Genomic DNA, 26,072 nt, shown 5'->3' with positions numbered 1-26,072 from the left:
TTTATGCTAGTTCCTTATCGGTTAGTGCCAAAGCTGCTTCTATTGTGTCGTCCATATCGTAGTATTTATAATTTGCAAGACGGCCGCCAAAAATGAATTTATTGGCATATGGCTCCGTTTTAGCAAGCTCTTGATAACGGGCTAATAATGTGTTGTTAGTTTCATCATTAATTGGGTAATAAGGTTCGTTGTCCTTACTAAATTCGTGTGGATACTCTTTAGTTACGACCGTTTTTTCTTGAGTACCAAATTCAAAATGCTTGTGCTCTAAAATACGCGTGTAAGGTACTTCACGCTCTGTATAGTTTACTACTGCGTTGCCTTGGTAATTCTCTTGTTCAAGTACTTCAGTTTCGAAATGCAAACTTCTATATTCCAACTTGCCAAATTGGCAATCGAAAAATTCGTCGATTTTACCTGTATAAAGTACTTTCTCTGCTAATTGATTGTATTCATCACTATTGTCGAAATAATTTACACCAGTTCGTACTTCGACACCTTCAAGTAATGCGTCGGTCAATGCATTGTAACCACCAATTGGAATACCTTGATAAAGGTCATTAAAGTAATTGTTATCAAAGGTAAATCTAAATGGCAGTCTTCTAATTATAAAAGAAGGGATTTGCGTAGCAGGGCGTCCCCATTGCTTTTCTGTGTACCCTTTGATGAGCTTTTCATAAAGATCGCGACCGCCTAAGAACAAAGCTTGTTCTTCAAGGTTTTGAGGATCAATATCAGCATAAGGCGCTCTTTCCTGCGCGATTTTATCTTTTGCTTCTTGAGGTGTAGTTACTCCCCACAATTGATAAAACGTATTCATATTAAAAGGTAGGTTGTAAAGCTTGTCTTGATATCGAGCAACAGGCGAGTTGACATAGTGGTTAAATGATACAAAACGATTTACATAATCCCACACCTCTTGATTGCTGGTGTGGAAAATATGTGCGCCATATTTATGAACGTTGACGCCTTCGATGTTTTCGCAATAAATATTGCCACCGGTATGGTCTCGTTTGTCTATAACTAAAACTTTCTTCCCTTGATCCGTAGCTTCTCGGGCAAACACAGCACCAAATAAACCAGCACCGACGATTAGATAGTCGTATTGAGCGTTTTTCATTCGAAGTTGCCTTCTATAATCGTTTTCACAAATTTTAAGTGCCGAATGATAGCAAAATTGGACTTAAAAAAAATGAGTTTTAGCAAAAGTATTTGTAAGAGATACGTTGTCCATCAAATGCATACAATCTGATGATTATTCTCCGCACTTCTGTTTACTCTTCATGGACTAGTTGGGGGGGAGGGGACAGACGAGGACCTGAGGCACGATAGAGTTAATTTGGCATTGTGTGGGGTGAGAGCAGTTGTGAATGCCAACAAGGCACATTTGATGGAATGGTTGTTTAATAGGGTTGAAATGACATATTATCGGTTGATTGGTTTCACATTTAGCCAAAAGTAGATAGACCAAAGCTTACTCTAATAGAGCTATCTACTTTCACTGCTAAACCAATACAATTATGAAGTCGTTTATTTGACAATTTCCAAACTGACGGCCCATGGTTTTTGTTTGTCCAAGGTAGTACCAAAATTAACGGCTACTTTCGTATCTGATAGGTCGCTGGTAAATGTTGAACGGCTACTTTCTTTGCCAAAATGCTGTTTTTCTTCCCAATCTGGGCTTAAACATGTTTTTAGCTTTTCGTTTACTTGTTCAAATCTAACTAATGCAGCCGTTTTTCCTGAAAACGCTTTATTGCACTCATATGCGGTGTTACCGCTGGTATATAAGTTGATCTGACAGCTGTCTTCAATTAAGTGTGCTTTAGGTTGCCAGCTTTTCATTAGTTTGCCGTTTATTTCGCTACCTTTTAGTATTGAAAAGCCATCACCAGCCCCTGTGATCAGTGCATTTACCTTTTCACAGTCAGTCATGTTTTCAACTTTTTTCTCTACGTCACTGGGGAGTGTATTGCACCCAACTAACGTTATAAACCCGATAGAATATAATAGGTGGCGAACAACCATGGCAGCTTCCTTTTTAAATTTTTCCTAAGCATACCATGGTCATTTCGGATGAGATAGCTTAGCGATGCCTTTTGGCTAATGTCTCGACAACTTGCGGTAAACTGAGCTCACTTCGTTGTAAAAGTACTAACAGGTGGTAAATTAAATCAGCAGATTCGTTAAGTAATTCCTCTTTATCCTGTTTCATGGCCGCGAGAGCAACTTCAACACCTTCCTCACCGACTTTTTGACAGCTTCGGCTTAAGTCTTTAGCAAATAATGAAGCTGTATAGCTAGAGTTCGGATCTGCGTTTTTTCTCTCGCTGATGACTTTTTCTAAAGTACCTAAAAAAGCAAGTTCCGGTTTTGCTCCTTCGAAACAGCTCTCAGTCCCTAAATGGCAAGTTGGGCCAGCAGGTGTTGCTAAAATTAAGATACTGTCTTTATCACAGTCAGTGTGTGCTTCAACGAGTGAAAGCACATTGTTCGAAGATTCGCCTTTGGTCCACAGTCTAGACTTAGATCTTGAGTAAAATGTGACAAGCTTCTTCTCGAAGGTCACCTGTAGTGCTTCAAGGTTCATAAACCCTTGCATCAAGATCACACCTGTTGCGTAGTCTTGCACAATGGCAGGGATCAACTCTGATTTACCAAAGTCGACAGTGCTGAGGTTCTCTGGTGTTAATTTCATAATCTTGTCGCTACCTTATTATCTTTTAAATATTGTTTTAGCTTTGGTATCTCAATGACTTGTTTATGGAAGACACTTGCAGCTAAGGCGCCATCGACATTGGCTTGGTTAAATACATCGACAAAATCCTGTTCCTTACCAGCACCACCGGACGCTATCAGGGGGATGTCACATAGGGCCCTCATTTGGCTCAGCTGTGATAAATCATAGCCTTTGCGTACTCCATCTTGGTTCATACAGTTTAAAACGATTTCACCTGCGCCTAAATCTTGGACTCGCTGGATCCATTCTTGGGTTTTGTATCGAGTTTGACTGGCAGCATTTGGATCCCCTGTTAACTGATACACCAAGTACTCCCCACTTTGCTCATCGAAGAAGCTGTCAATGCCTACCACAACACACTGCTTGCCAAACTCGTCATGTAGTTCTTTGATCAACTCAGGCCTAGCAATTGCAGGGCTATTTATTGATATTTTATCAGCGCCTTGTTCTAGTACTTTAGCAGCATCATCAACCGACTTAATCCCACCGGCAACACAAAAAGGGATGTCGATGTTTTTGGCGATATCCCTGACCCAGTTTAAGTCGAGCAATCGCTTCTCAACACTGGCACTAATTTCATAAAATACCAGTTCATCGGCACCTTGCTCGCTGTATAACTTAGCAAGTTCGATGATGTCACCAACGACTTCATGCTGTTTAAATCTCACCCCTTTGACGACTTGACCATTTTTGACATCAAGACATGGAATTATGCGTTTCGATAACATGCGATAGCCTCCTCAACTGTAAATGCGTCATCTAATAACGACTTACCAAGGATTATGCCGCTTACGCCGATCTTGATGAGTTGTTTTATATCCTCCAAAGAGCTAACGCCACCAGAAGCTTGTACTTTTGCCGCTGGACTGTGTGCAACTATTTGTTGATACAATTCAAAAGAGGGGCCCGTCATGGTGCCATCTTTACTAATATCCGTGCACAAAAAGTCGTATACGCCAAGGTTCAAATAGAAATCAATGAGCTCAAATAAGGAAACGCTAGAGTCACTCAGCCAACCGTGAGTCGCGACAGACCAGCCGTCAGTACTTTTATTCACATCCAATGCGATGACGAAACGCTCGGCACCAAACTCTTGGATCCACTCGGCCAATTGCTCTTTTTGGTCTACTGCTAAAGATCCTATTACCACTTGATTTGCGCCGGCTTTGAGCCACTGCTTAATGTCTTCGTATGCACGGATCCCCCCGCCAACTTGATAGGGAGTGTCTAATTCACTGGTGGCGTTTTGAATTTGTTGCCATTGTTTTTTATTTGGGTCTCGCGCACCTTCTAAATCAACTAGGTGCAATTTTATGGCGCCAGCATCTTGATACTGATGAAGGCGAGACTGCAAGTCAAAAGGATAAAATTGAGCCGTATCATATTTGCCCTGATAAAGGCGAACAATTTGGCTATCTAAAACATCGAGTGCAGGGATTATCATGTTCGTTCCTTATTAAACTTGCCATTGCATAAAATTAGTTAAAAGTTTTGCACCGACTTTGGCGCTTTTTTCAGGGTGAAACTGCATACCGGCGTAGTTTTCTCTAGCGATAATTGCTGAGAAGGGTTGGCCGTATTCGCAGCTTGCCAACGTCGTACTATTTACCTCATGGGCAAAGCTGTGCACGAAGTAAACTTGATCGTCATTTGTGATACCCTTGGTCAAAGGGTGTTCTTTGGTGACTTTAATGTTATTCCAACCCATATGTGGACTCGTTAAATTACCTGTTTGCAACGCCTTGACGCTGCCGTCAATAATCCCAAGCCCATTGACATTACCTTCCTCGCTGTCATCACATAGCATCTGCATTCCGAGACAAATGCCCAGCAGAGGTTTGTTATATTCATTAACAGCTTGCTGCCAACCTTGTTCAACTAGGCGTTTCATTGCGACATTGGCATGACCAACACCTGGCAGCACTGCGCGGTCAAACTGATTTAACTGATTTGGGTCTGATAGTACTTCGGGAGTGACTCCGAGGCGTTCAAAGGCAAAACGAACAGAGTTGATATTGGCGCATCCAGTATTAATTATGGCGATCATAAACACCCCTTTGAGCTAGCTGTGAGTTGTGACTTGTCTTTAGCTATTGCCATGCGTAGTGCACGAGAAAATGCTTTGAATAGGCCTTCTACTTGGTGGTGACAGTTGCCATCAGATACGCTTAAAATCAGACTTACTTGCGCATTATCTGACAAAGATTTAAAAAAGTGCTCGACCATTTGTACGTCTAAATCACCCACGTTATCTCGACTAAAATCGGCGTTGAGTACAAAAGATGCGCGACCCGATAAATCAAGTTGGCATTCTGCTTTACACTCATCCATAGGAAGGGCAAAACCATAACGTGCGATTTGAGACTTAGTGCCCAATGCTTCACGAAGTACTTGACCAAGCGCAATACCCACATCCTCTACCAAGTGGTGTTCATCAATGTGCAAGTCACCTTTCGCTTTTATTTCCAAGCCAATATTTGCGTGAGTACGGATTTGGTCGAGCATGTGGTCAAAAAAGCCAAGGCCTGTATTTATCTCGCCGTTAGTTGTTTGGTCCAAATTTGCTGTGACAGAAATTTGTGTTTCTTTGGTGTTTCTTATTACGCTTGCTTGGCGATTCTGTGTTGTTAGCTCAGTGACGATTTTATTCCAATCACCATCATAAAGAATACCTTGAATACACAAATTTTCAGCGAGCTGGATATCTGTGTGGCGGTCACCAATGACATAAGATCGAGATAAATCGACTTTACCGGAACGCATAATTGACGTCAGTAGGCCTGTTTTTGGTTTACGGCAATTACAGTTGTCTTCGTCAAAGTGTGGGCAAATTAATACTTCGTCAAACTTGATCCCTTGTGATGAAAAGATTTCCATCATTTTATTGTGCGGGGCGGCAAAATCCTCTTCGGGGAAACTATCAGTGCCTAACCCATCTTGATTAGACACCATAACCAGACGGTATCCCGCACTTTGCAACGCCAGCATAGCTGGAATAACATTGGGTAGTAGTGCTAGCTTTTCTAGGCTATCTACTTGTTTATCTGTTACTGGCTCTTCTATTAATGTGCCATCGCGGTCGATGAATAGATATGGCGTACTCATTTTACTTCCTTACTTGCTTTGCTCTAACCAAAGTTTGACTTGTTCTAATTCTTGCTCGCTGCCGATAGATATTCTGAGCCAGTTGTCTTCACCAAATAGTGTAAATGGTCGCATGATGGTGCCGGCTTTCATCGCTTTACCAATAAGTGCCTTGTCGCTCAGTTGCAAGGTGATGAAATTGCCCTCACCAGATAATAATTGAGTGACAAGGGGGGAGTTGCTTAACCACGCTTCCAATTTGGATTTGTTGCTGTTTAAAATACTTACCTGCCGGCGCATTTGTGTGACCGCATCTGGTGTCAGTGCTTGCTCAGCGATTTTTGCGACCGCAGTTGAAACAGGGTAGGGGGCAATGACTTTTCTTACCGGGTTTAATACTGCGTCATTAGCAAGTAAAAAGCCCGTTCGTAGCCCGGCTAGTGCAAATGCTTTAGACAGAGTTCTAAGTACTACGACGTTATTAAAGTCTTGTAGCAAAGACACGGCGCTTTGTTCTGGCGAAAATTCAATATACGCTTCGTCCACTACAATTAATGCTGAGTTCTCGAGTGCTTTTGCCAGGGATGCTACTTTATCTACAGGCGTTAAACTTCCTGTTGGGTTATTTGGATTGCAAATAAAAACCAACTTGGCGTTGCCAATACGCTTGCTTAATTCATTGACTTGCTCTTGTTGTAGTTGCGCTTGTGAAAGCTCGTTAATGGCGATATTTTGTGTGTCCGCAGACACCTTGTACATGCCATAAGTTGGCGTGAAAATGGCGATGCTGTCTTTTGCTGGTTCACAAAATGTGCGCATCAACAGTTCAATGCCTTCGTCTGCACCTCGGGTCATCAGAACCTGTGAGGGACAGAGTTGTGCATAATCACTATACGCATTGATCACGGCTTCAGGTTGTGGCTCTGGGTATCTATTTAATTCATCGAGTGACAATTCAACTGATTTATTGAACGGGCTTTCATTGGCGTTAAGCCAAGTGTTGCCTGTGAGCTTTTCACTTTTAGCCGAGCTATAAGCTTTTAAGCTTGCAATATTTTGCGGTAGTAATGAATTAGACATTGTTATTTCTCACCATTTATTCTAATTGCAACGGCGTTGGCGTGCGCATCCAGCCCTTCGGCCTCAGCCAAAGGTAAAATCGCTTTGCTTAAATCAAGTAAACCTTGTTTGGTAATGGATTGAACCGTGTAGGTTCTAAAAAAATCCATTAAATTTAAACTGGAATAGGTTTTACTGTAACCATACGTTGGTAGTACGTGGTTAGTTCCCGATGCGTAATCGCCTGCTGATTCTGGTGTATAGTCACCGACAAAGACTGAACCTGCATTTTTAACTAAGTCAACTTGAGATTGCGCATCTCGTATTTGCAGAATTAAATGTTCAGGGCCATATTCAGCCGAGAGTTCAAACGCTTGCTCGATTGATTCAACGAGTATCAGCGCGCTATTTCCCATTGCTTGTTTGGCAATGTCAGCCCTTGATAGCGTTGCTAACTGCCTAGTGATTTCCGCGTCAACTTCATTAATAAATGTTGGGCTATCACTCAGGAGTAATACCTGAGAATCTGCACCGTGTTCTGCTTGAGACAATAAGTCGGCTGCCGCAAAAGCTGGGTTGGCATTTTCATCGGCAATAACGAGCACCTCAGAAGGCCCAGCAGGCATGTCGATAGCGAATCCCGGCACAGACTGAGACAATAGCTGTTTTGCCATGGTCACAAATGCGTTACCCGGGCCAAAAACTTTATCTACTTTCGGGACGCTCTCGGTTCCCAGTGCCATTGCGGCAATAACGCCTGCACCACCACTTTCAACGATGATCTTGATACCGCATTTTTTAGCTGCATATAAAATCGCAGGGTGGATGCGTTCATCCCCTTTAACCGGTGTTGCGAGCACGACTGTTTTTGAACCACTCAACTGCGCACATACACCTTGCATTAGCACTGAAGAGGGCAGTGGTGCACTTCCGCCAGGCACATAAATTCCAACAGCATCGATGGCCTGGTATTTTAATTCACATACAACGCCAGGTTGTGTTTCAAGCATTTTCGATTCAGGCAGTTGCAGTTCGTGGAAGGCACGAATATTGTCGTACGCTTGGTCAATTGCACTTTTTAACTCGTTGCTGAGTTGAAGTTCGCTTTGAGCGATTTCGTCTTCAGTTACGCGCAACCTATCCGATTGACGATTATCAAACTGCGCAGCCATTTTAAATAGAGCTTGATCGCCTTTTTGGCGCACTTCCTCAATGATACCTTCAACAGCCATTTGCACTCCCGCACCTGCGCTAACCGCAGGGCGAGTGAGCAATTTCAGCTGTGCTTGTTGGTCTAGTTGATTCCAAACGAGCATGGTTTACTCCATCATTTTTTCTATTGGCATGACGAGTATTGAGTTGGCCCCTAGTGCTTTTAACTCTTCCATGGTTTCCCAAAATAGCGTTTCACTGCTTACCATGTGCAGCGCCACATAGTCTTCACTGCCAGCGAGTGAGAGCAAAGTAGGTTGCCCTGTACCAGGTAGCAGCGCGCAGACTTCCTCCAGCTTTGCTTTCGGAGCGTGTAACATGATGTATTTACTTTCTTTTGCCTGCCTAACACCTTTTAAACGCGGGAGTAACTTGTTGATCAGAGAAAGTTTGTTGTCGTCGTTGAGGTTTGCATTTTGAATTAAACAAGCATTGGACTCCAAAATGGTATCACCTTGCATTAAGCCATTGGCTTCTAAAGTTGCGCCAGTAGAAACTAGGTCGCAAATTGCATCAGCAAGGCCTGCACGTGGTGCGACTTCAACGGAGCCCGTTAACATGACAACACTTGCGTCAATATTTTCGTCGGCAAGGTACTGTTTTAATATTTCAGGATAGGTTGTTGCAATGCGCTTGCCGTTAAACCAGTCTTTAGATTGTTGACCTAGCTCCTGTGGCCATGCAAGTGCGAGTCTACAATAGCCAAAATCTAGTTTAGAAAGCTTCTTTACGGCGTTGGCTTGACCGACTCGCTCGCGTTCAGCTTGTGTTTCGACAAGTACATTTTCACCCACAATACCTAAATCACATACGCCATCCATTACCAATCCCGGAATATCGTCATCGCGCACTCGTAGTACGTCGATTGGCATGTTGGTTGAGTGAGCGATGAGGCGTTGCTCACGTAGATTGAGCTTGACGCCCAGTTGTTTTAACAAGGATTGGCAGTCTTTTGATAGTCTGCCTGATTTTTGGATTGCGATACGTAAGCGATTAGTTGTATTCATAATTTATTTCCTAATATTCAAAAACGAAAAACCCCGAGGGAACCTCAGGGCGAAATAAATTTTAAATACGTTGAGTGATTCGCCGGAGGTTCCTTTTAGGAATAACCCACCAGCGAAATACCTGACAGGCTATCCCGATGTATGATGGTGATGATGTACTGCTGTCAGATTTAAAAACATGTTCTTACCTGTAATGTAAAATTTTTTGTAATTCGATTAACTTTTTATAGATAATCATGAAATTACCGAAGCTGGCAAGCACTTTTTAAAAATAAATAAAGAATAATTTATATCAGCCGATAATAAGTATGTAGGTCAGTAGTTTACTTTGGAGGAGGTGTGTATATGGATGTATTTAAACCTTTCATGGCTCCGATTGTTCGCTTGAAAATTGCGCACAATGGTCCATTTAAGATCGTCGGTGTATTGGATAACAAAGCTGAGAAAATAAAGGGAAAGTCTCAAGCAAATAATGTCGATAGTGAACTTAAGCATCAACGGGACTTGCCTGAAGATGAAGACAAGGAAGAAGTGAAAAGTGAAGAAGATGAATCTCATTTAGATACTTGGGCATGAATAAGGAAGCTTTGAGGCAGTAAAGCTGAATATATATCGGTGTTTAGGGGCTTAACTAGGCATAAAATACGGAACAGTGTGCAGGGTTGGCTTGCTCTCATTTTGATTTGAAATTAGAATTGCCTGACTTATTTAGTCAGGTAATATTTTTCTTTGTCTATAGAACCGTACTTTTCGTCCTCCGGTCCGCTTGCTCGCCATTTTTCTGGTTATCAGCCAAGACGGCCTCAAATTGAAATGGCTATTGCAATTGATGAAATTGTCAAAAATGGCGGTCAGTGTGTGGTTGAGGCGGGTACAGGTACAGGTAAGACGTTTGCTTACCTTGTTCCAGCTCTTATAAACCAGAAGAAAGTGATCATTTCTACAGGCTCAAAAGCACTTCAAGAGCAATTGTATCACCGTGATTTACCAAATCTTGTAAAAGCACTTGAAAAAGGGCGCAAAACTGCGTTGCTCAAGGGGCGTGCTAACTATCTATGTACATACCGACTTAATCAGCATGTTGCGCACGTCCCAACAGACGATCCAGATGTGATGCACCAGCTTGCTATGGTTGCAAAATTTGCAACTGAGACTCAAACAGGCGATCTGGCAGATTGCGTTGGTATCGAAGAAGATGCCAAAGTACTGCCCTATGTTAGTTCGACAGCGGATAATTGCCTAGGGAAAGAATGCCCAGATTTTGCTGAATGCTATATACGTAAAGCAAGGCTCAAAGCAATGGATGCGGATTTGGTTGTGATTAATCATCATTTGTTTTTTGCGGATATGGCAGTAAAAGACTCTGGTTTTGCTGAGTTGATGCCCACCGCAGATACTTATGTCTTTGATGAGGCGCATCAAGTAAATGAAATTGCAAGTGACTATTTTGGTGAGTCGATCAGTACGAAACAACTTAATGATTTGGTGAATGACATTCGGGTGATCTATCTAAGTGATATGCCCGACATGCTGCAGCTGGGCAAGACGCTGAATAAGTTAGCAACCAGTATTGCAGATCTGCGATTGGTCTTTGGTGGAGATGGCGCGCGCGGAGATTGGCGAGAAGCACTTAAAGACAAGGTTATTTGTGAGGCACTTCACAGAGTTATTGGTAATTTAGACTTTTTATATAAAGTATTGAAACTTTGCCTTGATAGAAGTGACAAAATTGAACACCCATTTGAGCGCGTTATGGCATTTAAAGGCCAGATGGAACGGGCGTTTGATGTAGCGCAGACAGGATACAGTTATTGGTTTGAAACAACACGTCGTTTTGTCACAATTCATATAACGCCGCTGGATGTGTCAAACCGATTTCGAGAAATAATCAAGAAAACAGAAGCTGGCTTTGTGTTTACTTCGGCTACTTTGTCAGTGGATAATCGCTTAGAACACTTTAATTCTAGTCTGGGCTTAGAGCCTGATTTTCACAAAATCGTCGACAGTCCGTTTGATTACCAAAAACAAGCACTACTCTGCCTTCCAAGGTATTTACCTGAAACCAAAGACGAATTAATGCCACACTCATTGGTGAAGGTTGCAAAATCTGTAATAAATGCAGCCCAAGGCCGCACATTTTTACTGTTTACCAGTTACCGTGTTATGCATCTAGTGTATGAAGGGATCAGCACTGCGACCGAGTACCCTGTATTTATGCAAGGGCAGTCGTCGAAACGAATTATTCTGGAGCAGTTTATTCGTCATGGTAATGCGGTGTTGCTTGGTACAGCCTCTTTCTGGGAAGGCGTTGATGTCAGAGGTGATGCACTGAGTTGTGTCGTAATAGATAAATTGCCGTTTACTTCGCCTGATGATCCTTTGCTACAAGCCAAAATGAAAGACGCTGAATTGAGCGGAAAAGAACCTTTTGATGATATTCAGCTGCCTCAAGCTGTGATCGCCCTGAAGCAAGGGGTCGGGCGATTAATTCGTGATAGAGCTGACAAAGGTGTGCTAATTATTTGCGATAATCGCTTAGTTACGAGAAAATACGGTGAAACGTTTATTAAAAGTCTACCGCCAATGACTCGCACTAGAGACTTGGAGAAGGCATTGAAATTTTTAGAGAACATCGATAAACATGAAATATAATTTGCTAGCAATAGACGCTTCAACAGAAGCTTTAAGTCTTGCCCTACATTTCGAAGGCAACACGTTTACTCATTTTGAAGTGTGTCCCCAACAGCATAGTCAGAAAATTCTTCCGCTTGTAGATACGCTATTGTCTAAGGCAAATTGCACGCTTCAACAGCTAGATGGGATCGTATACGGCCGTGGACCAGGCAGCTTTACTGGTGTGCGGATTGGTGTTGCTGTTGCTCAGGGGTTAGCTTATTCAGCGGGGTTAAAACTCTCTGGTATCTCTACGCTTCAAGCCATGGCACAAGAAGCTATTAAGGAAAAAGGTTGCAATGAAGTGATCAGCGCAATTGATGCGCGTATGGGGGAAATTTACCTAGGACACTTTATCAAAGATACGCAAGGTAATGCTGTAGCGAAACAAAATGAAATTGTAATCAAGCCAGATACAATAACTGGTGACTTTAATGGAGTCTCTGGGGTTGGAACTGGTTGGCAAACTTACGCTGATGATGCAAAGCGACTCAATGTGTCTACCATTGACTCGATCTCTTTGCCAAATGCAGCTTACATGTTAGAACTTGGAGACATCGCTTTTGCTGCTGAGAATACTGTCTCGGCACAAGATGCACAGCCACACTACGTGAGAGACACTGTAACTTGGAAAAAGTTGCCTGGTAGAGAATAGAAAGCTATCCTTAAATTAGGCACAATGATGGGCGCGTGTGATGCAAATTAATCAAGTTGTTCAAAATAGAGATACTTACCAGCTTAGGTCTCAGGTTTTAAAAGCTCAGAACGACTCGCGCCCAACTGAAAACACTCAGAAAGTCAGTGATATCAAGTTCAGCTCGCAAGGTGTAAAACTGGCAGAGCAGTTTCGACAAGATAAGCACTCGGTTATTTACGATCAACCTTCCTTCAACTCAAATAAAGCTGTTCAAGCGTATTCAGCCTTACAAAATGACAGCCGCCGCTCGGAAATCCAGTCTCTAATAGGTGTTGATATATACGCCTGATCAGGTTGAATTATTTTCAGTAAAAAATTGCAATAAGCGATTGTATTCTAATTTTATTGGGGTAATGTAAAAAGAAAAACTGAGTTGTGACAAGAACGTTGCTGAATAAATTTAACCAATATGCATTTAAAATTTCCTCTAACACAGTGATACTTTCGCTGCGAGAGGGCTATATTGCGTTAATCCCTTTCTTCATAGTTGCTTCTGTTATCACACTGATCAATCAGTGGCTCAATATCTCCATGAAGGGGGTTGAGCATCAATTTTTAGAGGACTTCAACACGCTAGTATGGGGCATTTTCCCGGTACTCACCTTGATGTCCTTTAGTTACTACCTATCAAAAAACCTTAAAGTTCACACTATTGCTAGCCCTATTTTAGTTTTCACTTGTTTCACGGCTACAACGGGTTACATTACAATTTCTGGTAGTGACTTAGCAATTAATCACCGCATGGGTGCTTTGTATTCTTTGCTGATGCCTGTGGTGTGTTGTTATTCTTTGTCTTATTTAGAGCGCTTGAAAGTTTTCCGCCTAGTAGGCGTAAGCTCAATTAGCTTATTTTTGCGTAAGCATTTAAATCTAATTTTACCCTACTTAATTGTGACTAGTGTGGTGCTGCTGTTATTCCCTTATATTGATTTGGCTGCTGAAACCATAGTTGAAGGGTTGAGATCCCTAAATCCACACTGGAATGTATTTGAAAAACTCTCTATGCAATTATTGATATCTCACTTGTTGTGGTTTATCGGTGTTCATGGGGATAATACTTACCATATTTTAGTATCTAGCGAATTAACCAGTTACTATGTACTTCCTGACTTAATCAGCTACAACTTTTTTACTGGGTTTGTTATTTTGGGTGGAACTGGCTGTATTTGGGGCTTAATCGTTGCTGCTTTGTTTTTAAAAAAAGGTCAACATGAAAAGCGTATAGCGATTATCTCATCACCTTTGGCTATGTTTAACATTAGTGAAGTTATGATTTATGCATTGCCAATTGTATTTAACCCTTACATCTTATTGCCATTTTTATTATGCCCTTTAGTTAATGCATCGATCGCTTATTTTGCTTTTTATAGTGGCTTTATTTCCATTCAATATATTGAAGAAATACCTTGGTTTACGCCTATATTTATTAATGGTTGGCTGTTAACTGAAAGTGTAAAAGGGATTCTACTACAAGTTGCACTGGTTTTGATTAACGCCTTAATATATTTTCCGTTTTTGAAGGCTAACCGAGACAATAATTTGTCTGGAAAAGCACTAGATGTGTTAATGAAGCGCTACACAGCAGGCCGTATGATTGAGGAAGGAGCCGAAGGCTCTTTCAGTGCAACACAAAGAAAAGAGCAAATTAATGCACACAGCCTAAAGGAAGTAACTGAGGCGCTTAACCAGGGTGCATTGACACTGTTTTATCAACCCAAAATTAACCCGTACAACAAACAAGTCGTTGGCTTTGAAGCTCTACTTAGGCTGACTAATAAAGACGGTACTGTATCTGGGCCTTGGTTTTTAGAGACTCTTGAGCAACATAATCTATTACATATTATTGATAATTATGTGATTGATCAGCTAGAAATCGATCTTGAGCAATTTGCTAAGCATGGGTTAAAACCAAAAATTAGTTTTAATATTTCACCGCAAAACCTCCTGACAGGAGGGTATAGACGTATTATCAAAGCATTTGCTAAATTTCCCGGTCAAGTCGAAGTTGAGTTATTGGAGTCTAGTTATATAGAAGATTTTAATAAGACAGTAACGATTGTTGATGCGCTTAAGAAGAATAAAATCGACTGCGCTATGGACGACTTTGGCACTGGTTACTCTTGTTTGTCTGTTTTATCAAAGCTTAATATTGAAACAATAAAGCTCGATCGAAGTCTATTGCCTGATCAATTGAACAGTAAATCCATTTCTTTATATACCAATTTGTCTGAAATGATTTCTAAACTGGGGTTCAAGCTGGTGGCTGAAGGGGTGGAAACTGCGGACGAAGAGCAAGTTGTAAAGCAATCTCATATTGAATGTGTTCAGGGCTTTCTATACTTTAAAGCGATGCCTGTTGAAGAGGCAATCTATTTGTTTATGACCAAAGGCGCTGAAAAAAAGGCTGAGGACACAACAAAAACCGAGGAGACTGAAGAGTAATTATATCTGGTGCACATACCAAAAAACCTGCATATTATCGCCGTTAACTTTTTTTGTTTGAGTTTTTAGCTGAGAAATTAGGTGTAATTCATCAATAGTATTAGGGGTTACCCAACGTCATTTTTAACAAAACCGCTTAGTTGTTTTATAAAATCCTGATCTTATGAAGTATGTTTGTATAAGCATAAGATCTAAGCCTCTTCAATTTCACTCAATTGTCCTGCTGGTGATTTTGTTACCCATTTCGTCTATTTGATGTAATCCCAACGATAAAGTGGATACACAAATACAGCATTGATACGGAAAAAAGTAGAGTCCATTGAAGCTTCTCTTAAAATATCGACTACTTCGCTACCATGATGGTTGGCGAGTTAGAAAGTCACTTGAAACTTTATAAATTTACAATTCTTTAATTTTTTTATAACGTAACGCTGATGTAGTAATTAGACCTTTCGTTGATGGCCTTAAAAGTCAGGCTGTAACGTTTGCATCCATCACGAAAGAGCAAGTCGACTCTGTTAAATTAATTGAACTTCTATTTAGATCAGTAATTTATAGAAAAATTAACTTTTGGATTAAAGGGAAAAAATATGAGAAGGTTAGCTGCAACCTCAATAGCAATTGCTTCATTGGCTTCACTAAACGCAAATGCAGGACCCATTTCTACTGTTGAAGTAGAAGCTGCACAAAAAGGTTGGGGTGAAGGGATTGTGAAAATTGGCCAGGCAAAGGACCCAAGAAAAGCTGCAATTAAACACTTGGATAGGTTTTATGCGTTTGATTATGGGCAAGTGTTGTTTAAACCAACTTTGGCATCGGTCGACCAATTCAGAGGAACTAAAAAAGAGGCTTTGTCTTACTTTGTAGGCCAAGATTTGGCTGAAGACAAAGGTTTTGCATTGGCGCCATATGTCAAAGTACGTTGGGAAAACGAAGGGATCATCACAGATGGTGATTCGGCAATATCTATGGGGAATTACTATTTCACTAATAAAAAAGGTGAAGAGATTAAAGTAGAGTATTCATTTGCTTATATCAAAGATAAAGAAGGTAACGTCAAGATAAACCTACACCATTCGTCATTACCATTTAAGCTTTAAGCACCTTTTATATTCAACTACCCAGATGTAAGTTTGACACTGCTGGGTAGTTGATTTCTTATCCAGTCTTGTATTTTATAAATTTATTGAATACCCATCTACTGAGCTTTTATTTTTGGTTTGTTCTGTTAATTGATTGAGTTAACATAGTTGAGTGAAGGTGTGTTTAAATCAAAAAGTTTATATACCCCATATTTAGATAAAGTAACTTGGTTACCTAAGTTGATAAATGTGTGAGAAAAACCAAGGAATAGCTATGAAGAACAGCGATAGAGTCAAAGCATCCCACCCAGATAGTGCTTGGAAAGGCACTGTTGTTTGGAGTCCAATAAAGTCAATTTGGTTTTTAGCCAATTTGTGCCTAACGCTATTTGTCGCACCATTTTATTTTTCTTGGTCTGCGATGGCTGTTTTTCTTGTATTAACCGCTGTGACCTTGTGCTTTGGTCATTCATTGGGTATGCATAGATTGCTCATTCATCGTTCTTATCAATGTCCAAAATGGATGGAATATACCTTTGTTTATCTCGGTGTATTGGTTGGGATGGCAGGTCCCATCGGTATGTTGAAGCAGCATGACCTGCGAGATTGGGCACAAAGACAAAACCGGTGTCATGATTTTTTACTGCACGGGTCAAAAATTCTGAAAGACGGATGGTGGCAATTAAATTGTGATTTGAAGCTGGATCATCCACCAACTTTTAACATCGAGTCTCGCGTGTTGGCTAGCCGTTTTTATCAATTTATGGAATCTAGTTGGCTTTGCCAACAATTGGTCTTAGCAATGCCTCTTTATTGGCTTGGCGGGTTGAGTTGGGTGCTGTATGGGGTTTCACTGCGCGTGGTTATTTCGGTTGGTGGTCATTGGCTAGTTGGCTACTTTGCTCATAATCAGGGTGAACGTACATGGAAAGTCGAGGGAGCTGCGGTACAAGGACATAATATCCGTTTAGCCGGGTTTCTTTCGATGGGGGAGGCTTGGCACAATAATCACCATGCTTTTCCCGGATCTGCTATGTTAGGTCTATACAAAGACGAGCCAGACCCCGGATGGTGGGTTTTAAATGCGCTGAGTAACTTAGGGATTGTCACTGATATCAAGTTGCCGGAACATTTGCCACAGAGGTCTGAATTGATCGCAGAGAATTCAGCCAAGGATGAGCGTCAAAAACGCGTTCCTGAAAAGTGTGAAATCGCAAATTTAATAAATAGATCAAGCTAGTGCGGGAACCAAACATGACACATGTTGTAATTAATTTATGCGGTTCGGCTGTGTAATCGATAGCGATTTGTTAGCTGTTTTGTTTCAACATAATTTTAGCGCCTAACTCAAATTTAACAGCTAAACTTACTTTTCGTGATGGCACAGGTAAGGTTTATTTTTATAAAAGGTCATTTTCATGAAGCAATATTTTAGCTCCCTCGTGATTTTCCTTTTGTTTTGTAGTTCGATTAATCCTGCTCTTGCTTGCCGTCCAGATATTGGTGGGATCCTAACTGAGTCGAAAAATGAAATCGTGGAAGCATTGCAACCCATGTACGCCATCAGTCCAAGTGACATTGCTGATATTTATCAAGTAGACGTCAATATGAAATGGATACACACAGATCTAGGACGAGATTGCCCAGACCAATATGTACTCCAGTTTCAAGTACTTTTGAAAGATAACAGGCTGTTTGATATTACCTATATCACAGGTATAGACAATCAAATTAAAGTGATGGAATTGAAATAAGTGCCAGAGCTCGCTACTTTTGTGTTTTAAGGCAGCGAGCATGTGGTGGCTAAGTTTAATGTACTAGCCACATAAATAGCTAACCTGCTTTACCGCCTGTAATTACTTCAAACAATAAAATCTGACTTAACTGCTTACCGTGCACATTAAAATTGTTGTCAGATACCATCAATAAACTTTGATTACCGTTTTCTAACATAGGCCCGAAAGTGATGCCTTCGAGGTTATCAATATGCTTAGAGCCAATTTGTTGCCTTATTGTCTCCATATCTAACAGTAAGGTCTTGTTGGCTGGCCGGAATTGCTGCTTATGTAGAGAGGCGAGGTTTTTGATATCTGTTGCTTCTTTCATATCTACAAGGTAAATACTGACGCTATTACCACCATCAGAAATTCCAGCTGTGAATGAGCGCTCCATGGTCAAAAATTGGTGTTTGCTGATTTGCAATATTTCAACTAGGCCGGTGGTACGAAATGCATCGGGTTTAGCTTCGGCGCGATTGACCAGAGGCTCGAGATAATAGGCAAATTGGTATTGCATCTGTTTAGAGGCAAAATCGAAGTATGAAATGCGCACCATACTGCCATGCTGCACTGTGGCTTTTTTACCATCTTGCTTTAAGGGCCCCTCCATCGATACCCAGACACCTTCTCCTGAGGGAGCGACTGTAATACCTTCAAAAACAGCATTGTGTCTTGGACCAGAATTGTCTTGGATCTCAAACATTTTAGGGAGCGCAAATGACGCCAGCCCTTGTTCATTTTGCAGGAATATTGCTGGTGCATGTTTATATCTAACACTGCCTTCACTGCACCAAACTAGACTTTTACTCTTTGGTATTATTCGTAAGCTTTCAGGATCAACCACACCAGCTTCTGAGCCTTTTTTAACAAGCGCTGTCGACTTGTCAAAACGCACATGTTCAATTTTTTTACCTTTAATATTGATGGTGGCGTCGAGGTATCTCGGATTTTTAGCATCATCAACAATCAGTAAATATTGGTCACCTGTGTATTCAATGCTCGACAGGCCACCTACTTTATCACCATTCACACGCAGATCAGCTGGGACAATAAATTCATCCAAAAACTTTAATTTCATTGGCGCTGAAGACGCAAAAAACGGTGCCAAGATGGCTAAGAATAAATAAGTACGCATAAATCGATTAATACAAAATAAATAGAACTGAGCAATATACGCGGGTAACATTAAATTTGCATCACAAAACGGTTGAAAATCTCTGTTTATTTGTAGGTTCTGCGAATTAGTTAGTTGCAAGGTGTAGCATTACAGCTCAATGCGTGAAAATCGATACACAAAAAAGTGTTCAAACTATTATAGTTACAAACAATTGTCAGCAATCTCACAGAGATAATATTCGATTGTTCTACATGAAATGGTCTGATTGTGTTTGACGAGTAAACTTAGTTAAGAAAAACTCCAATTCGAAATATTGAACGGTTATGGTTCGTATGGGGAGTTTAATCTTCTATCAAAAAAGCACGTTTAAAGGCCGTAAGGCCTTTGTTGGTAAAAGTAATCGAGCGCGCATCTAAATCTTGCTTTGCCCAATTTTTCTCAAAGATATAATTGAGTACCCAATTCCCTAAATGGCCCGCCATATGGTTTCGGCGCTCACTCCAATCCAAGCATGATTTACATACGGGGCGGCTGTTTTTCTTAAACTGTTTAAAGTCTACACCTAGGCTCACAAAGTAGGCTTTTCCTTTTTCAGTCAGGCGCGTTAGTTCGCCAAAGTCTTCAAGCATATCAGCACTGGCCAGCGCGTCATATAACTGAACTCCCAGCTCTCCGGCCAAATGGTCGTAACACACTCTGGCATGTTTTAAACGCGGATCTTTTGGGCCAGTAGTAGTTTTAGGAGTTGATATTGCGCTAAGCACCAATAGTTGCTCCAGCACTATGGCGACATGTGGCCCCTTTAACTGAAAGTATTTATGCCGACCTTGCTTTCTGACTTGTAATAGCTCGCCGTCGAGTAATTTAGCTAAATGGCTGCTAGTGGTTTGCGGTGTGACATCAGCCTCCAAAGATAGCTCCGTGGCCGTGAGAGCTTTGCCACCCATAAGTGCTGTCAGTATTTTGGATCGGGCAGGATCGGCTATTAACCCCGCGATCATTGAGATATCAGGTTCCATCATTTCCATTTAGTTCGATGTGCATCGAAGCATCACATTTTGAGCGCGATAGACTGCCTCAAAACAAAAAAGGAAGCAAATCAAATGTACATGACATGTTTTATCGAATATGAACTTGATCCAACGAAGTTGGTACAGTTTAACCAATATGCCAGAAATTGGGGCGCGATTATTCCGCGACTAGGCGGTGAGCTAATTGGATATTTTACGCCGTATGAAGGTGACAATAAACGTGCCTACGGGCTGATTGCTTTTAGTAGTCTTGCCGATTATGAAGCTTACCGTATTCGGCTAAAAGCAGACATGCAAGCCCAAGCAAACTTGGAATTTGCGCAGCAAGAGAAATTCATTTTGCATGAAAAGCGCTACTTTTTAAACGGCGTAGTTGAAACTCTCAAGTTTTCAGAGGTTTTATAAATGATAGCAGTTATTTTTGAAGTCACTTTGAAACCACAGGGGAAAGACACTTACCTAGATATCGCAGCGAGTTTAAAAACCCTGTTAACTAAGCAACCAGGTTTTATCTCTATTGAGCGCTTCATTAGTGTTTCGAATCCATGCTATTTCTTGTCATTGTCTTTTTGGCAAGATGAACAAGCAATTTTGCGGTGGCGTGAGCAATTAGAACACAAACAGGCGCAGGAAAAAGGCAAAACAGAGTTGTTTGAAGATTTTCGTCTACGTGTTGCTCATGTGTCCAGAGATTACGGAATGGGTGGGAGACAAAGAGGCGAATATGGAACTGAATAATGAGAAAGGTGGTTTTAGCATGGCGCTATTCACCTACTTAAGTGGGAACTTTTACACTCAGAACCAGCTTTTACACAGCAGCGATACATCTGCCATGCAACTTCGAAACTTTCAATCTCGAAAAATGATGCCATTACCAGCCTATAAGCTTGATGTAACGCTAGCGAGTACCTCATATTTTGGCAAATTCGAAGAACGAGAACAGATAGAGTTTTATCCGAAAGCGTATACGAATTGGCTCAAACAGTGTCACTTGTTCAAAGAAGAGAAAGTTGCGTTTACAACGTTTTCGGAGCAATTTTATATTGTGAAAGAGGCGCTGTTAGCGGAGGAGTTTTGGAGTCTAGACACACAGTTTAATGCAAACTTTGATAATTTCATTGCAACTCAGTGGCATCACTTTTTAGCTGGTACATATGGCGCTTGTACAAAAACAGGCATGCCGCGAGAAATTTTAATCAAAGAGTTGGCTGTTCAAATTATCAGCCAAATCATAAGCACTGGTGTATATTCAGAAAATAACAGTCACTTAGTGCAGATCTCGCTAAAACATTTAAGATCTGCGAGTTCTGTTCTTGCACCTCACGAGCAGGAGAAGGGCACGTTATATCGTCTAATTAAAGAGCTTATGTCTATGGGTTACATAAGCGCAAATGGAACTGAAAAAGTTACGTAAAGCTGCGCTTATTACAACGCCTTCAAAGTAACCTGTTAGACATTTGCATGTTTAACAGGTTTCTCATAAGGCGTTACCTGATGATATGCCACTGTGTTTGTCTGCCAGCGAGATACCATACTTTTTTACCATCGAATACTGCATCTTGCTCTAATTTGATCTGTATCCACTGATTGTCCCACTCAGGTAGCTGAGTTTTGATATTGCCTTCAATGGCATAGACGGTATTTGGAAAAAGCTTCCAGTCACCTTGAATGGGCGTTGGCCCCTGGTTATCCCACATTCCTATAGTAGGGCCTGAAGCATGACCAACAAACCCCAGAGGGTGGGTATAGGTGCTACTAATGATATTGGCGGCTTCACTTTGTTTTATCGTGTTGGCCAAGATTCGATTGCCAGTTAAACCAGATTTAAAGTTGCTAGTTAAAATGTCTTGCCATTGATTACCAATGGCCATTGCTTGTTGCAATCCTGCGGGAACGTCTGTTTCATTTATTTTTAATACATAGCCCATTTCTTGCGTGTCAGTACAGAGACTGAGATAACAGATCCCTACATCTGTATGAATAATGTCGCCAGGTAAAATTACACGGTTGTATTTACCCATAAAGACTTCATCCTTTGCTGGATCGTCACCACGACGCTGAATGTTGACATAAGGTTGAAACCAAGGGCGCAATTGCAGCGCTTCGAAACGTTCTCTTAAATACCATTCAACCTCAGTAGTCGTTGTAACACCCGGTGTAATGACTTTATTGGAAAAGGCTTCAGCAATAACACGTCTAGCAATGGTCACCGCTTGAGGGTACACATTGAGCTCTTTTTCGCTTCTTGTCTCCAGCCAACGGAGCACTAGGTTTTCAGCGCTGACTAAACGATTTTGATATTTTTTAGGTAAAGACTTGCGAAGTTGCTTGTGTAGTCCAACGCTCAAACCATCCGCGAGTGCCCAGTTTTCACTTATGTTTATCCCAATGCGCTTAGGATCACGTTTTGTAATGACTTCAGCTAGCCTTTGCCATTGTTGCTCTTTACTACCGCCTTTCCAAACTGTTGGATAGAGTTCACCAATTGGGTAGCGGCTAACACTAAAGCGTTCAACACTGCCATCTGGATTTTTGGAAAATACCAGTAAGGTTGTGCGTCTTGCGGCAAAGGTCGGTTGCGGAACCAGTGTATAAAATAGTTTGTCTTCACCGTACTCTCTGTTTATCACTAACCACATGTCTAAGTCAGCTTCTTGCATTAGTTTAGGCAGGAGGTTATCGAGTCGATCTGAAACCATATTATTGATCGGTTTGACACGTTCTTTAAAGGTAAGTACCGCTGGCATTTCGGTAATTTGGCGGCCTTGCTCAAACTCTCGAGCTTCAAGCTCAGAGCTTAAGCTACATAAGGCCACCAGTAGCCCAAATAATTTATACATGATTGTCCTACTTTTTATTTAGTTTATAGGGTAATTTACTGCCATCAGGTCTGAATGGGTTGTAAATTGACGTGTTTATTTTTTAGTAAGATATTGTTCATCATATTTCACCGTGACAATCTCAGCAATCAATATGCTACAGGCGGCGGAAAAACATTCATTAATTGCTAAAAAATTTAAACTCGTTTGAGCGCATTAGTAGGCGAATTGAATGCTTTTGTGTGATAGTGCCTTTTATTTGTGTATTACAAAGCTCATCATTTACTGCATTTGTCGCGAAATGCGCCGGGAGATAAACTAAAAGCTTTTTTAAACTCCTTATAAAATGTATTTTTATTATTAAAGCCGGACTCTAAGTATAGTTGTGACATCAACACTTGATCCGGAGCCGCTTTGATAAGGTTGGCAGCTGTTTCTACCCTATATTTATTAACTAAAGCGTAAAACCCTATGTTTAGATGTTCGTTTAGTAGTTCAGATGTCTGATTTTTTGAAAGCGATAGCTTATTGGCCAAATCAGTGAGAGAGAGTTCATTATTTAAATGAATTTGCTCTCTATCAAACAATGCTTTCAGTGTAGTGATGTAGGTTTTGGCGATTTCATTCGTAAGTTCCAAGTGCCGCTGAGGTTTACTCTGCATTGACTTTATTACTTTAATAAACCCTTTGGATAACAACAGTACATAAATAAAAGTGAATGTATTGGTGATATCCCAAATTAACCTCAGATAGCTAACACCAAGTTGGTACATCGCTATTTGGCTAGCGTACGCGGATGAGAGAATTAAAAAAAACGCCACTAGTGGTTTGAACGACACTAACATGCACGGGGATTGGCAATGTGCTTCAGAAGCTTTTTTAAACCATGCTATTTTAACAAGTACAATTTGATAAAAAGCGATATGGGCGAAGTAAATAAAAGCAGCAATATCGGGAATATAATCTCTGTTTGCAAGTCTAGTGGTATAAAAAATCAAGAACGGAAGAATATGCAATACTGCTACTGCGTAGTCGATTTTATGGCGTGAATAAATTCGGTAATAGTAGAAGATTGCTGGGCCAATGAACAATACGGATGAATGCGTAAACGCAATAAATGGATACGGCATGTAATTAAACGCAATGCCAATGTACTCAATTAATGGTGTGCTGACGAGCAACCAGAAGATACAAAGGGCGACCTTTTGGCCTAAATTTATCGTCCCCTGAATAAAAAAGAGCGCGACCGTTACAAACAGCATAAAAGCTGTGGTGACTATGTATATTGCTTTCAGTGCTTCTGCAATCAAACCCTTCTCCTTAGCCTTAATGGAAATGAAATGATATCAAATTGGTAAATAAATGTAACCAGCCCTTGCGCGTTGTCATAGCTAAATCCAAGTTGTAACCCGTACATAAAGGTACTGCAATTGCATTTACTTACATTTCAAAAGCGGTGCTCCTTCAATCTAATTAGAATGACTAGTGATAACGTTATGTTATTAATGGATATTTTTATTTAATTTATAACTTTAACGAATTTGTTACACCTATCAAGGCGAGACGCTAGGGTTGATGTCGTCTACAGGAGTCTACTTGTAGCGAATAAACTTTTAGAAACAGATAAGGAGAAATCATGAAACCTAGTTCAATGTTGATCGGTTTAGTCGCCTTGATCACCTCATTCACATCGAGTGCAGCGGTACAAGGGGAGTACTTAAAAACCAGTTCGTGGCAATTAAAGTATATCGATGAGAGCAGGTATGTTTGGATATATTCATATGAATATGGGCAAAGAAAATTCTCACCTGTCTGCACTGATACATCACCAAGAAAAGTGCCAGGTAAATTAGTTGGTAACGTGTGTTACGTGGAGTGGGCTGGACAAGAATATGCAAACAATTATTTTTATGTACTTCGAGACACGGGTTATATGCAATTTACTAGGCTCACAAGAGCATCTGAAGATAGGATTATTCAGACTGGTGTGACACCCGGCACAATTGACGAAGGGTATCCTGTGTATCATTGCAAAATAGAGATATCTGGCACAGGGGAAGTATTCCTAGGTAAGTATATACCGAGCAGAAATGGTTGTTACTATGGTTTTGAAGGGGGTAACTACAAAAGTATGCATGACAACTCTGTAACGCTTTCCGTACTTACCAGTAGCCGTGGATACTAAAACAATTTAACTAAAGGAATAATCAAATGAAATTAGTCAAACCCCTAACACTTTTGGTTTGTTTATTGTGTTTATCTTATGAATCGTCGGCTGCGGTAAAAGGCAAGTATGTGTATGCAACATCTTGGGATGACGGTTACTTTTTAGATCCTTACCACGAAACCATTAGTGGCTTTGAGTCAAATGTAAATAAAGAAATGGGACTGTGTACTGATACAACAGAACGCCGTGTTCCTGGTAAGTTGGTAGGTAAAAAATGCTATGTAGAATGGAAGGGAAGAGAGTACAGCAATTCTGAATTTTTCCTGTTACGCGAGGGGCAAGGGTACTTTAAGCTTCTGACTCCATATAACAAAAGCGACATTATGAAAAAAGGCATCACTCCAGGTTCATATGATGAGGGTAATCCAGTTTATCATTGTCGGATTCAATCTCAGGCCGACAGAATTGATCTCTTGGGAAAATACAATCCTAGTAGAAATGGCTGTTACTATGGAATTTGGGGAACACATTTTAGAAGCGTTAATGACCCAACGGTGACTCTATCTGTATTTGTCGCTCGCTAAAGTCGGTAAGTGATCTAATTTATATTGATGTTTGTGTTTAATTTAGTCAGCTGCCTAGGCCATGTTGTTTATGGCCTATTTCTGAATGATATTGATGAGCTAAGCATGTTTTTATTCAATAGCGAAAAGTACTATCAGGAGAGAACAGGTATGTATCTCAACCGGAGTGCAGTTTAATCGCTAGCCGATTCTATAATCTGCTTTACCACCTTCTTTGGAAATGAAGTTACCTGTTTTACCAATGAGGTTATCGTCAAAATTACAATCAATAACATCGAGCTGAGCTGATGCTGATCCGCCTTCGAATTTACCTGCGTGTTGCAAAATGATCTTTTTACTTTGGTCTTCCGTTAGAGTGAGCACTTCATAGCCTGTAAACCGCGCGTTGCCTTCGCTATTGTAGTAAAGTTGATAGTGTATCTGACTAGTACCGATTATATCCCCGCTATAGCTTTGATCTACGACGGCATTGCTAATTTTGCAGTTGTTTTCCATGCTGGTGGTTACGCTTTCTTGCCAATTACTAATTTGAAAAGTGCCTGTGATCGCCATGAGTTTATCTCTTCTTAATTGTGAAACT

Annotated in this window: 28 protein-coding genes; 13 read left to right on the top strand and 15 right to left on the bottom strand. The window is 40.8% G+C overall.

Annotated elements, in window-relative coordinates:
* Window position 1: 1 nt before the first annotated feature.
* The 10 genes from glf to hisG all read right to left on the bottom strand — a co-directional run bounded on the left by glf (window position 2) and on the right by hisG (window position 9,102).
* The gene (glf, locus tag N483_RS21085) at window positions 2–1,120 is read right to left on the bottom strand and encodes a UDP-galactopyranose mutase (protein WP_023397783.1); all 1,119 of its coding nucleotides are present in this window, start codon (window positions 1,118–1,120) and stop codon (window positions 2–4) included.
* 410 nt (window positions 1,121–1,530) lie between these two features.
* On the bottom strand, window positions 1,531–2,028 hold the full coding sequence (locus tag N483_RS21080; protein ID WP_023397782.1) for a hypothetical protein: 498 nt from the start codon (window positions 2,026–2,028) through the stop codon (window positions 1,531–1,533).
* A 58-nt stretch (window positions 2,029–2,086) separates the two neighbouring features.
* Window positions 2,087–2,698, bottom strand: coding sequence for a bifunctional phosphoribosyl-AMP cyclohydrolase/phosphoribosyl-ATP diphosphatase HisIE (hisIE, locus tag N483_RS21075; protein WP_023397781.1), 612 nt, complete (start codon window positions 2,696–2,698; stop codon window positions 2,087–2,089).
* Window positions 2,695–3,468, bottom strand: coding sequence for an imidazole glycerol phosphate synthase subunit HisF (gene hisF / locus N483_RS21070; RefSeq protein WP_023397780.1), 774 nt, complete (start codon window positions 3,466–3,468; stop codon window positions 2,695–2,697). The genes hisIE and hisF overlap by 4 nt, the downstream gene beginning before the upstream one ends.
* Entirely contained in the window at window positions 3,450–4,184 is a 735-nt protein-coding gene (gene hisA, locus N483_RS21065; protein WP_023397779.1) for a 1-(5-phosphoribosyl)-5-[(5-phosphoribosylamino)methylideneamino]imidazole-4-carboxamide isomerase, read from the bottom strand. Before hisA ends, hisF begins: the two co-directional genes overlap by 19 nt.
* A 12-nt stretch (window positions 4,185–4,196) precedes the next feature.
* Entirely contained in the window at window positions 4,197–4,787 is a 591-nt protein-coding gene (hisH, locus tag N483_RS21060; protein WP_023397778.1) for an imidazole glycerol phosphate synthase subunit HisH, read from the bottom strand.
* Complete coding sequence (hisB, locus tag N483_RS21055; protein WP_023397777.1) at window positions 4,784–5,845, bottom strand: bifunctional histidinol-phosphatase/imidazoleglycerol-phosphate dehydratase HisB; 1,062 nt, start codon at window positions 5,843–5,845, stop codon at window positions 4,784–4,786. The genes hisH and hisB overlap by 4 nt, the downstream gene beginning before the upstream one ends.
* A 9-nt stretch (window positions 5,846–5,854) precedes the next feature.
* Window positions 5,855–6,904, bottom strand: a complete 1,050-nt coding sequence (gene hisC, locus N483_RS21050; protein ID WP_023397776.1) for a histidinol-phosphate transaminase — start codon at window positions 6,902–6,904, stop codon at window positions 5,855–5,857.
* A gap of 2 nt (window positions 6,905–6,906) precedes the next feature.
* Entirely contained in the window at window positions 6,907–8,199 is a 1,293-nt protein-coding gene (gene hisD / locus N483_RS21045) for a histidinol dehydrogenase (protein WP_023397775.1), read from the bottom strand.
* Between the two features lie 3 nt (window positions 8,200–8,202).
* A complete protein-coding gene (hisG, locus tag N483_RS21040; protein WP_023397774.1) occupies window positions 8,203–9,102 on the bottom strand; it encodes an ATP phosphoribosyltransferase in 900 nt (299 codons plus the stop codon).
* A 345-nt stretch (window positions 9,103–9,447) separates the two neighbouring features.
* Between hisG and N483_RS21035 the strand changes: the two genes are divergently transcribed.
* From N483_RS21035 to N483_RS21000, 8 genes are all read left to right on the top strand, one after another.
* Window positions 9,448–9,678: a hypothetical protein gene (locus N483_RS21035; RefSeq protein ID WP_023397773.1), complete on the top strand. Its 231-nt coding sequence runs from the start codon at window positions 9,448–9,450 to the stop codon at window positions 9,676–9,678.
* A gap of 237 nt (window positions 9,679–9,915) precedes the next feature.
* Window positions 9,916–11,754 (top strand): ATP-dependent DNA helicase, encoded by a 1,839-nt coding sequence (locus tag N483_RS21030; RefSeq protein ID WP_231105488.1) that lies wholly within the window; start codon window positions 9,916–9,918, stop codon window positions 11,752–11,754.
* Window positions 11,744–12,430: a tRNA (adenosine(37)-N6)-threonylcarbamoyltransferase complex dimerization subunit type 1 TsaB gene (tsaB, locus tag N483_RS21025; RefSeq protein WP_023397771.1), complete on the top strand. Its 687-nt coding sequence runs from the start codon at window positions 11,744–11,746 to the stop codon at window positions 12,428–12,430. The genes N483_RS21030 and tsaB overlap by 11 nt, the downstream gene beginning before the upstream one ends.
* 40 nt (window positions 12,431–12,470) lie before the next feature.
* Window positions 12,471–12,761, top strand: coding sequence for a hypothetical protein (locus tag N483_RS21020; RefSeq protein WP_023397770.1), 291 nt, complete (start codon window positions 12,471–12,473; stop codon window positions 12,759–12,761).
* Window positions 12,762–12,847: 86 nt separating this feature from the next.
* Window positions 12,848–14,914, top strand: coding sequence for an EAL domain-containing protein (locus tag N483_RS21015; protein WP_023397769.1), 2,067 nt, complete (start codon window positions 12,848–12,850; stop codon window positions 14,912–14,914).
* Window positions 14,915–15,504: 590 nt separating this feature from the next.
* A complete protein-coding gene (locus tag N483_RS21010) occupies window positions 15,505–16,014 on the top strand; it encodes a hypothetical protein (protein ID WP_023397768.1) in 510 nt (169 codons plus the stop codon).
* A 256-nt stretch (window positions 16,015–16,270) separates the two neighbouring features.
* Window positions 16,271–17,236 carry an acyl-CoA desaturase gene (locus N483_RS21005; RefSeq protein ID WP_023397767.1) on the top strand — a complete coding sequence of 322 codons (966 nt, stop codon included), beginning with the start codon at window positions 16,271–16,273 and terminating at the stop codon, window positions 17,234–17,236.
* A gap of 178 nt (window positions 17,237–17,414) precedes the next feature.
* The gene (locus N483_RS21000) at window positions 17,415–17,750 is read left to right on the top strand and encodes a hypothetical protein (protein ID WP_023397766.1); all 336 of its coding nucleotides are present in this window, start codon (window positions 17,415–17,417) and stop codon (window positions 17,748–17,750) included.
* Window positions 17,751–17,829: 79 nt separating this feature from the next.
* On the opposite strand, the gene N483_RS20995 is transcribed toward N483_RS21000, so the two are convergent.
* Both N483_RS20995 and N483_RS20990 read right to left on the bottom strand, forming a co-directional pair.
* Window positions 17,830–18,960 (bottom strand): esterase-like activity of phytase family protein, encoded by a 1,131-nt coding sequence (locus N483_RS20995; RefSeq protein WP_023397765.1) that lies wholly within the window; start codon window positions 18,958–18,960, stop codon window positions 17,830–17,832.
* Between the two features lie 272 nt (window positions 18,961–19,232).
* Window positions 19,233–19,919 carry an ArsR/SmtB family transcription factor gene (locus N483_RS20990; protein ID WP_023397764.1) on the bottom strand — a complete coding sequence of 229 codons (687 nt, stop codon included), beginning with the start codon at window positions 19,917–19,919 and terminating at the stop codon, window positions 19,233–19,235.
* Window positions 19,920–19,994: 75 nt separating this feature from the next.
* Here N483_RS20990 and N483_RS20985 point away from each other — a divergent pair, with 75 nt between their 5' ends.
* Genes N483_RS20985 through N483_RS20975 form a run of 3 tightly spaced genes read left to right on the top strand, consistent with a single transcriptional unit; the run spans window position 19,995 to window position 21,336 of the window.
* Complete coding sequence (locus tag N483_RS20985; protein WP_023397763.1) at window positions 19,995–20,327, top strand: NIPSNAP family protein; 333 nt, start codon at window positions 19,995–19,997, stop codon at window positions 20,325–20,327.
* The gene (locus N483_RS20980; RefSeq protein ID WP_023397762.1) at window positions 20,328–20,660 is read left to right on the top strand and encodes an antibiotic biosynthesis monooxygenase family protein; all 333 of its coding nucleotides are present in this window, start codon (window positions 20,328–20,330) and stop codon (window positions 20,658–20,660) included.
* Entirely contained in the window at window positions 20,647–21,336 is a 690-nt protein-coding gene (locus N483_RS20975) for a DUF6058 family natural product biosynthesis protein (RefSeq protein WP_023397761.1), read from the top strand. Before N483_RS20980 ends, N483_RS20975 begins: the two co-directional genes overlap by 14 nt.
* Before the next feature lie 73 nt (window positions 21,337–21,409).
* Here the strand turns inward: N483_RS20975 and N483_RS20970 are convergent, their stop codons facing one another.
* Both N483_RS20970 and N483_RS20965 read right to left on the bottom strand, forming a co-directional pair.
* A complete protein-coding gene (locus tag N483_RS20970) occupies window positions 21,410–22,762 on the bottom strand; it encodes a M24 family metallopeptidase (RefSeq protein WP_023397760.1) in 1,353 nt (450 codons plus the stop codon).
* Between the two features lie 257 nt (window positions 22,763–23,019).
* Complete coding sequence (locus N483_RS20965) at window positions 23,020–24,051, bottom strand: helix-turn-helix domain-containing protein (RefSeq protein WP_023397759.1); 1,032 nt, start codon at window positions 24,049–24,051, stop codon at window positions 23,020–23,022.
* A 326-nt stretch (window positions 24,052–24,377) separates the two neighbouring features.
* Between N483_RS20965 and N483_RS20960 the strand changes: the two genes are divergently transcribed.
* Entirely contained in the window at window positions 24,378–24,926 is a 549-nt protein-coding gene (locus N483_RS20960) for a DM9 repeat-containing protein (protein WP_023397758.1), read from the top strand.
* A gap of 26 nt (window positions 24,927–24,952) precedes the next feature.
* The gene (locus tag N483_RS20955; protein ID WP_023397757.1) at window positions 24,953–25,492 is read left to right on the top strand and encodes a DM9 repeat-containing protein; all 540 of its coding nucleotides are present in this window, start codon (window positions 24,953–24,955) and stop codon (window positions 25,490–25,492) included.
* A gap of 180 nt (window positions 25,493–25,672) precedes the next feature.
* On the opposite strand, the gene N483_RS20950 is transcribed toward N483_RS20955, so the two are convergent.
* A complete protein-coding gene (locus N483_RS20950; protein ID WP_023397756.1) occupies window positions 25,673–26,044 on the bottom strand; it encodes a DUF3224 domain-containing protein in 372 nt (123 codons plus the stop codon).
* Between the last annotated feature and the right edge of the window lie 28 nt (window positions 26,045–26,072).

Origin of the sequence: Pseudoalteromonas luteoviolacea NCIMB 1944 (assembly GCF_001625565.1) — a bacterium.
GTDB classification, from domain to species: Bacteria; Pseudomonadota; Gammaproteobacteria; order Enterobacterales; family Alteromonadaceae; genus Pseudoalteromonas; species Pseudoalteromonas luteoviolacea_F.
Note: the sequence above shows the minus strand (reverse complement) of the source record. Positions and strands in the feature narration are given on the sequence as shown.

Coding starts and splice junctions, on each gene's coding strand:
- N483_RS20960 (WP_023397758.1), top strand. CDS start 24,378: ATGAAACCTAGTTCAATGTTGATCGGTTTAGTCGCCTTGATCACCTCA.
- N483_RS20985 (WP_023397763.1), top strand. CDS start 19,995: ATGTACATGACATGTTTTATCGAATATGAACTTGATCCAACGAAGTTG.
- N483_RS21035 (WP_023397773.1), top strand. CDS start 9,448: ATGGATGTATTTAAACCTTTCATGGCTCCGATTGTTCGCTTGAAAATT.
- N483_RS20990 (WP_023397764.1), bottom strand. CDS start 19,919: ATGGAAATGATGGAACCTGATATCTCAATGATCGCGGGGTTAATAGCC.
- N483_RS21005 (WP_023397767.1), top strand. CDS start 16,271: ATGAAGAACAGCGATAGAGTCAAAGCATCCCACCCAGATAGTGCTTGG.
- hisF (WP_023397780.1), bottom strand. CDS start 3,468: ATGTTATCGAAACGCATAATTCCATGTCTTGATGTCAAAAATGGTCAA.
- N483_RS21020 (WP_023397770.1), top strand. CDS start 12,471: ATGCAAATTAATCAAGTTGTTCAAAATAGAGATACTTACCAGCTTAGG.
- hisD (WP_023397775.1), bottom strand. CDS start 8,199: ATGCTCGTTTGGAATCAACTAGACCAACAAGCACAGCTGAAATTGCTC.
- N483_RS20955 (WP_023397757.1), top strand. CDS start 24,953: ATGAAATTAGTCAAACCCCTAACACTTTTGGTTTGTTTATTGTGTTTA.
- N483_RS20975 (WP_023397761.1), top strand. CDS start 20,647: ATGGAACTGAATAATGAGAAAGGTGGTTTTAGCATGGCGCTATTCACC.
- N483_RS20950 (WP_023397756.1), bottom strand. CDS start 26,044: ATGGCGATCACAGGCACTTTTCAAATTAGTAATTGGCAAGAAAGCGTA.
- hisH (WP_023397778.1), bottom strand. CDS start 4,787: ATGATCGCCATAATTAATACTGGATGCGCCAATATCAACTCTGTTCGT.
- N483_RS21080 (WP_023397782.1), bottom strand. CDS start 2,028: ATGGTTGTTCGCCACCTATTATATTCTATCGGGTTTATAACGTTAGTT.
- tsaB (WP_023397771.1), top strand. CDS start 11,744: ATGAAATATAATTTGCTAGCAATAGACGCTTCAACAGAAGCTTTAAGT.
- N483_RS21030 (WP_231105488.1), top strand. CDS start 9,916: ATGGCTATTGCAATTGATGAAATTGTCAAAAATGGCGGTCAGTGTGTG.
- hisIE (WP_023397781.1), bottom strand. CDS start 2,698: ATGAAATTAACACCAGAGAACCTCAGCACTGTCGACTTTGGTAAATCA.
- N483_RS21000 (WP_023397766.1), top strand. CDS start 17,415: ATGAAGCAATATTTTAGCTCCCTCGTGATTTTCCTTTTGTTTTGTAGT.
- N483_RS20995 (WP_023397765.1), bottom strand. CDS start 18,960: ATGTTACCCGCGTATATTGCTCAGTTCTATTTATTTTGTATTAATCGA.
- hisG (WP_023397774.1), bottom strand. CDS start 9,102: ATGAATACAACTAATCGCTTACGTATCGCAATCCAAAAATCAGGCAGA.
- hisA (WP_023397779.1), bottom strand. CDS start 4,184: ATGATAATCCCTGCACTCGATGTTTTAGATAGCCAAATTGTTCGCCTT.
- glf (WP_023397783.1), bottom strand. CDS start 1,120: ATGAAAAACGCTCAATACGACTATCTAATCGTCGGTGCTGGTTTATTT.
- N483_RS21010 (WP_023397768.1), top strand. CDS start 15,505: ATGAGAAGGTTAGCTGCAACCTCAATAGCAATTGCTTCATTGGCTTCA.
- hisB (WP_023397777.1), bottom strand. CDS start 5,845: ATGAGTACGCCATATCTATTCATCGACCGCGATGGCACATTAATAGAA.
- hisC (WP_023397776.1), bottom strand. CDS start 6,904: ATGTCTAATTCATTACTACCGCAAAATATTGCAAGCTTAAAAGCTTAT.
- N483_RS20970 (WP_023397760.1), bottom strand. CDS start 22,762: ATGTATAAATTATTTGGGCTACTGGTGGCCTTATGTAGCTTAAGCTCT.
- N483_RS20980 (WP_023397762.1), top strand. CDS start 20,328: ATGATAGCAGTTATTTTTGAAGTCACTTTGAAACCACAGGGGAAAGAC.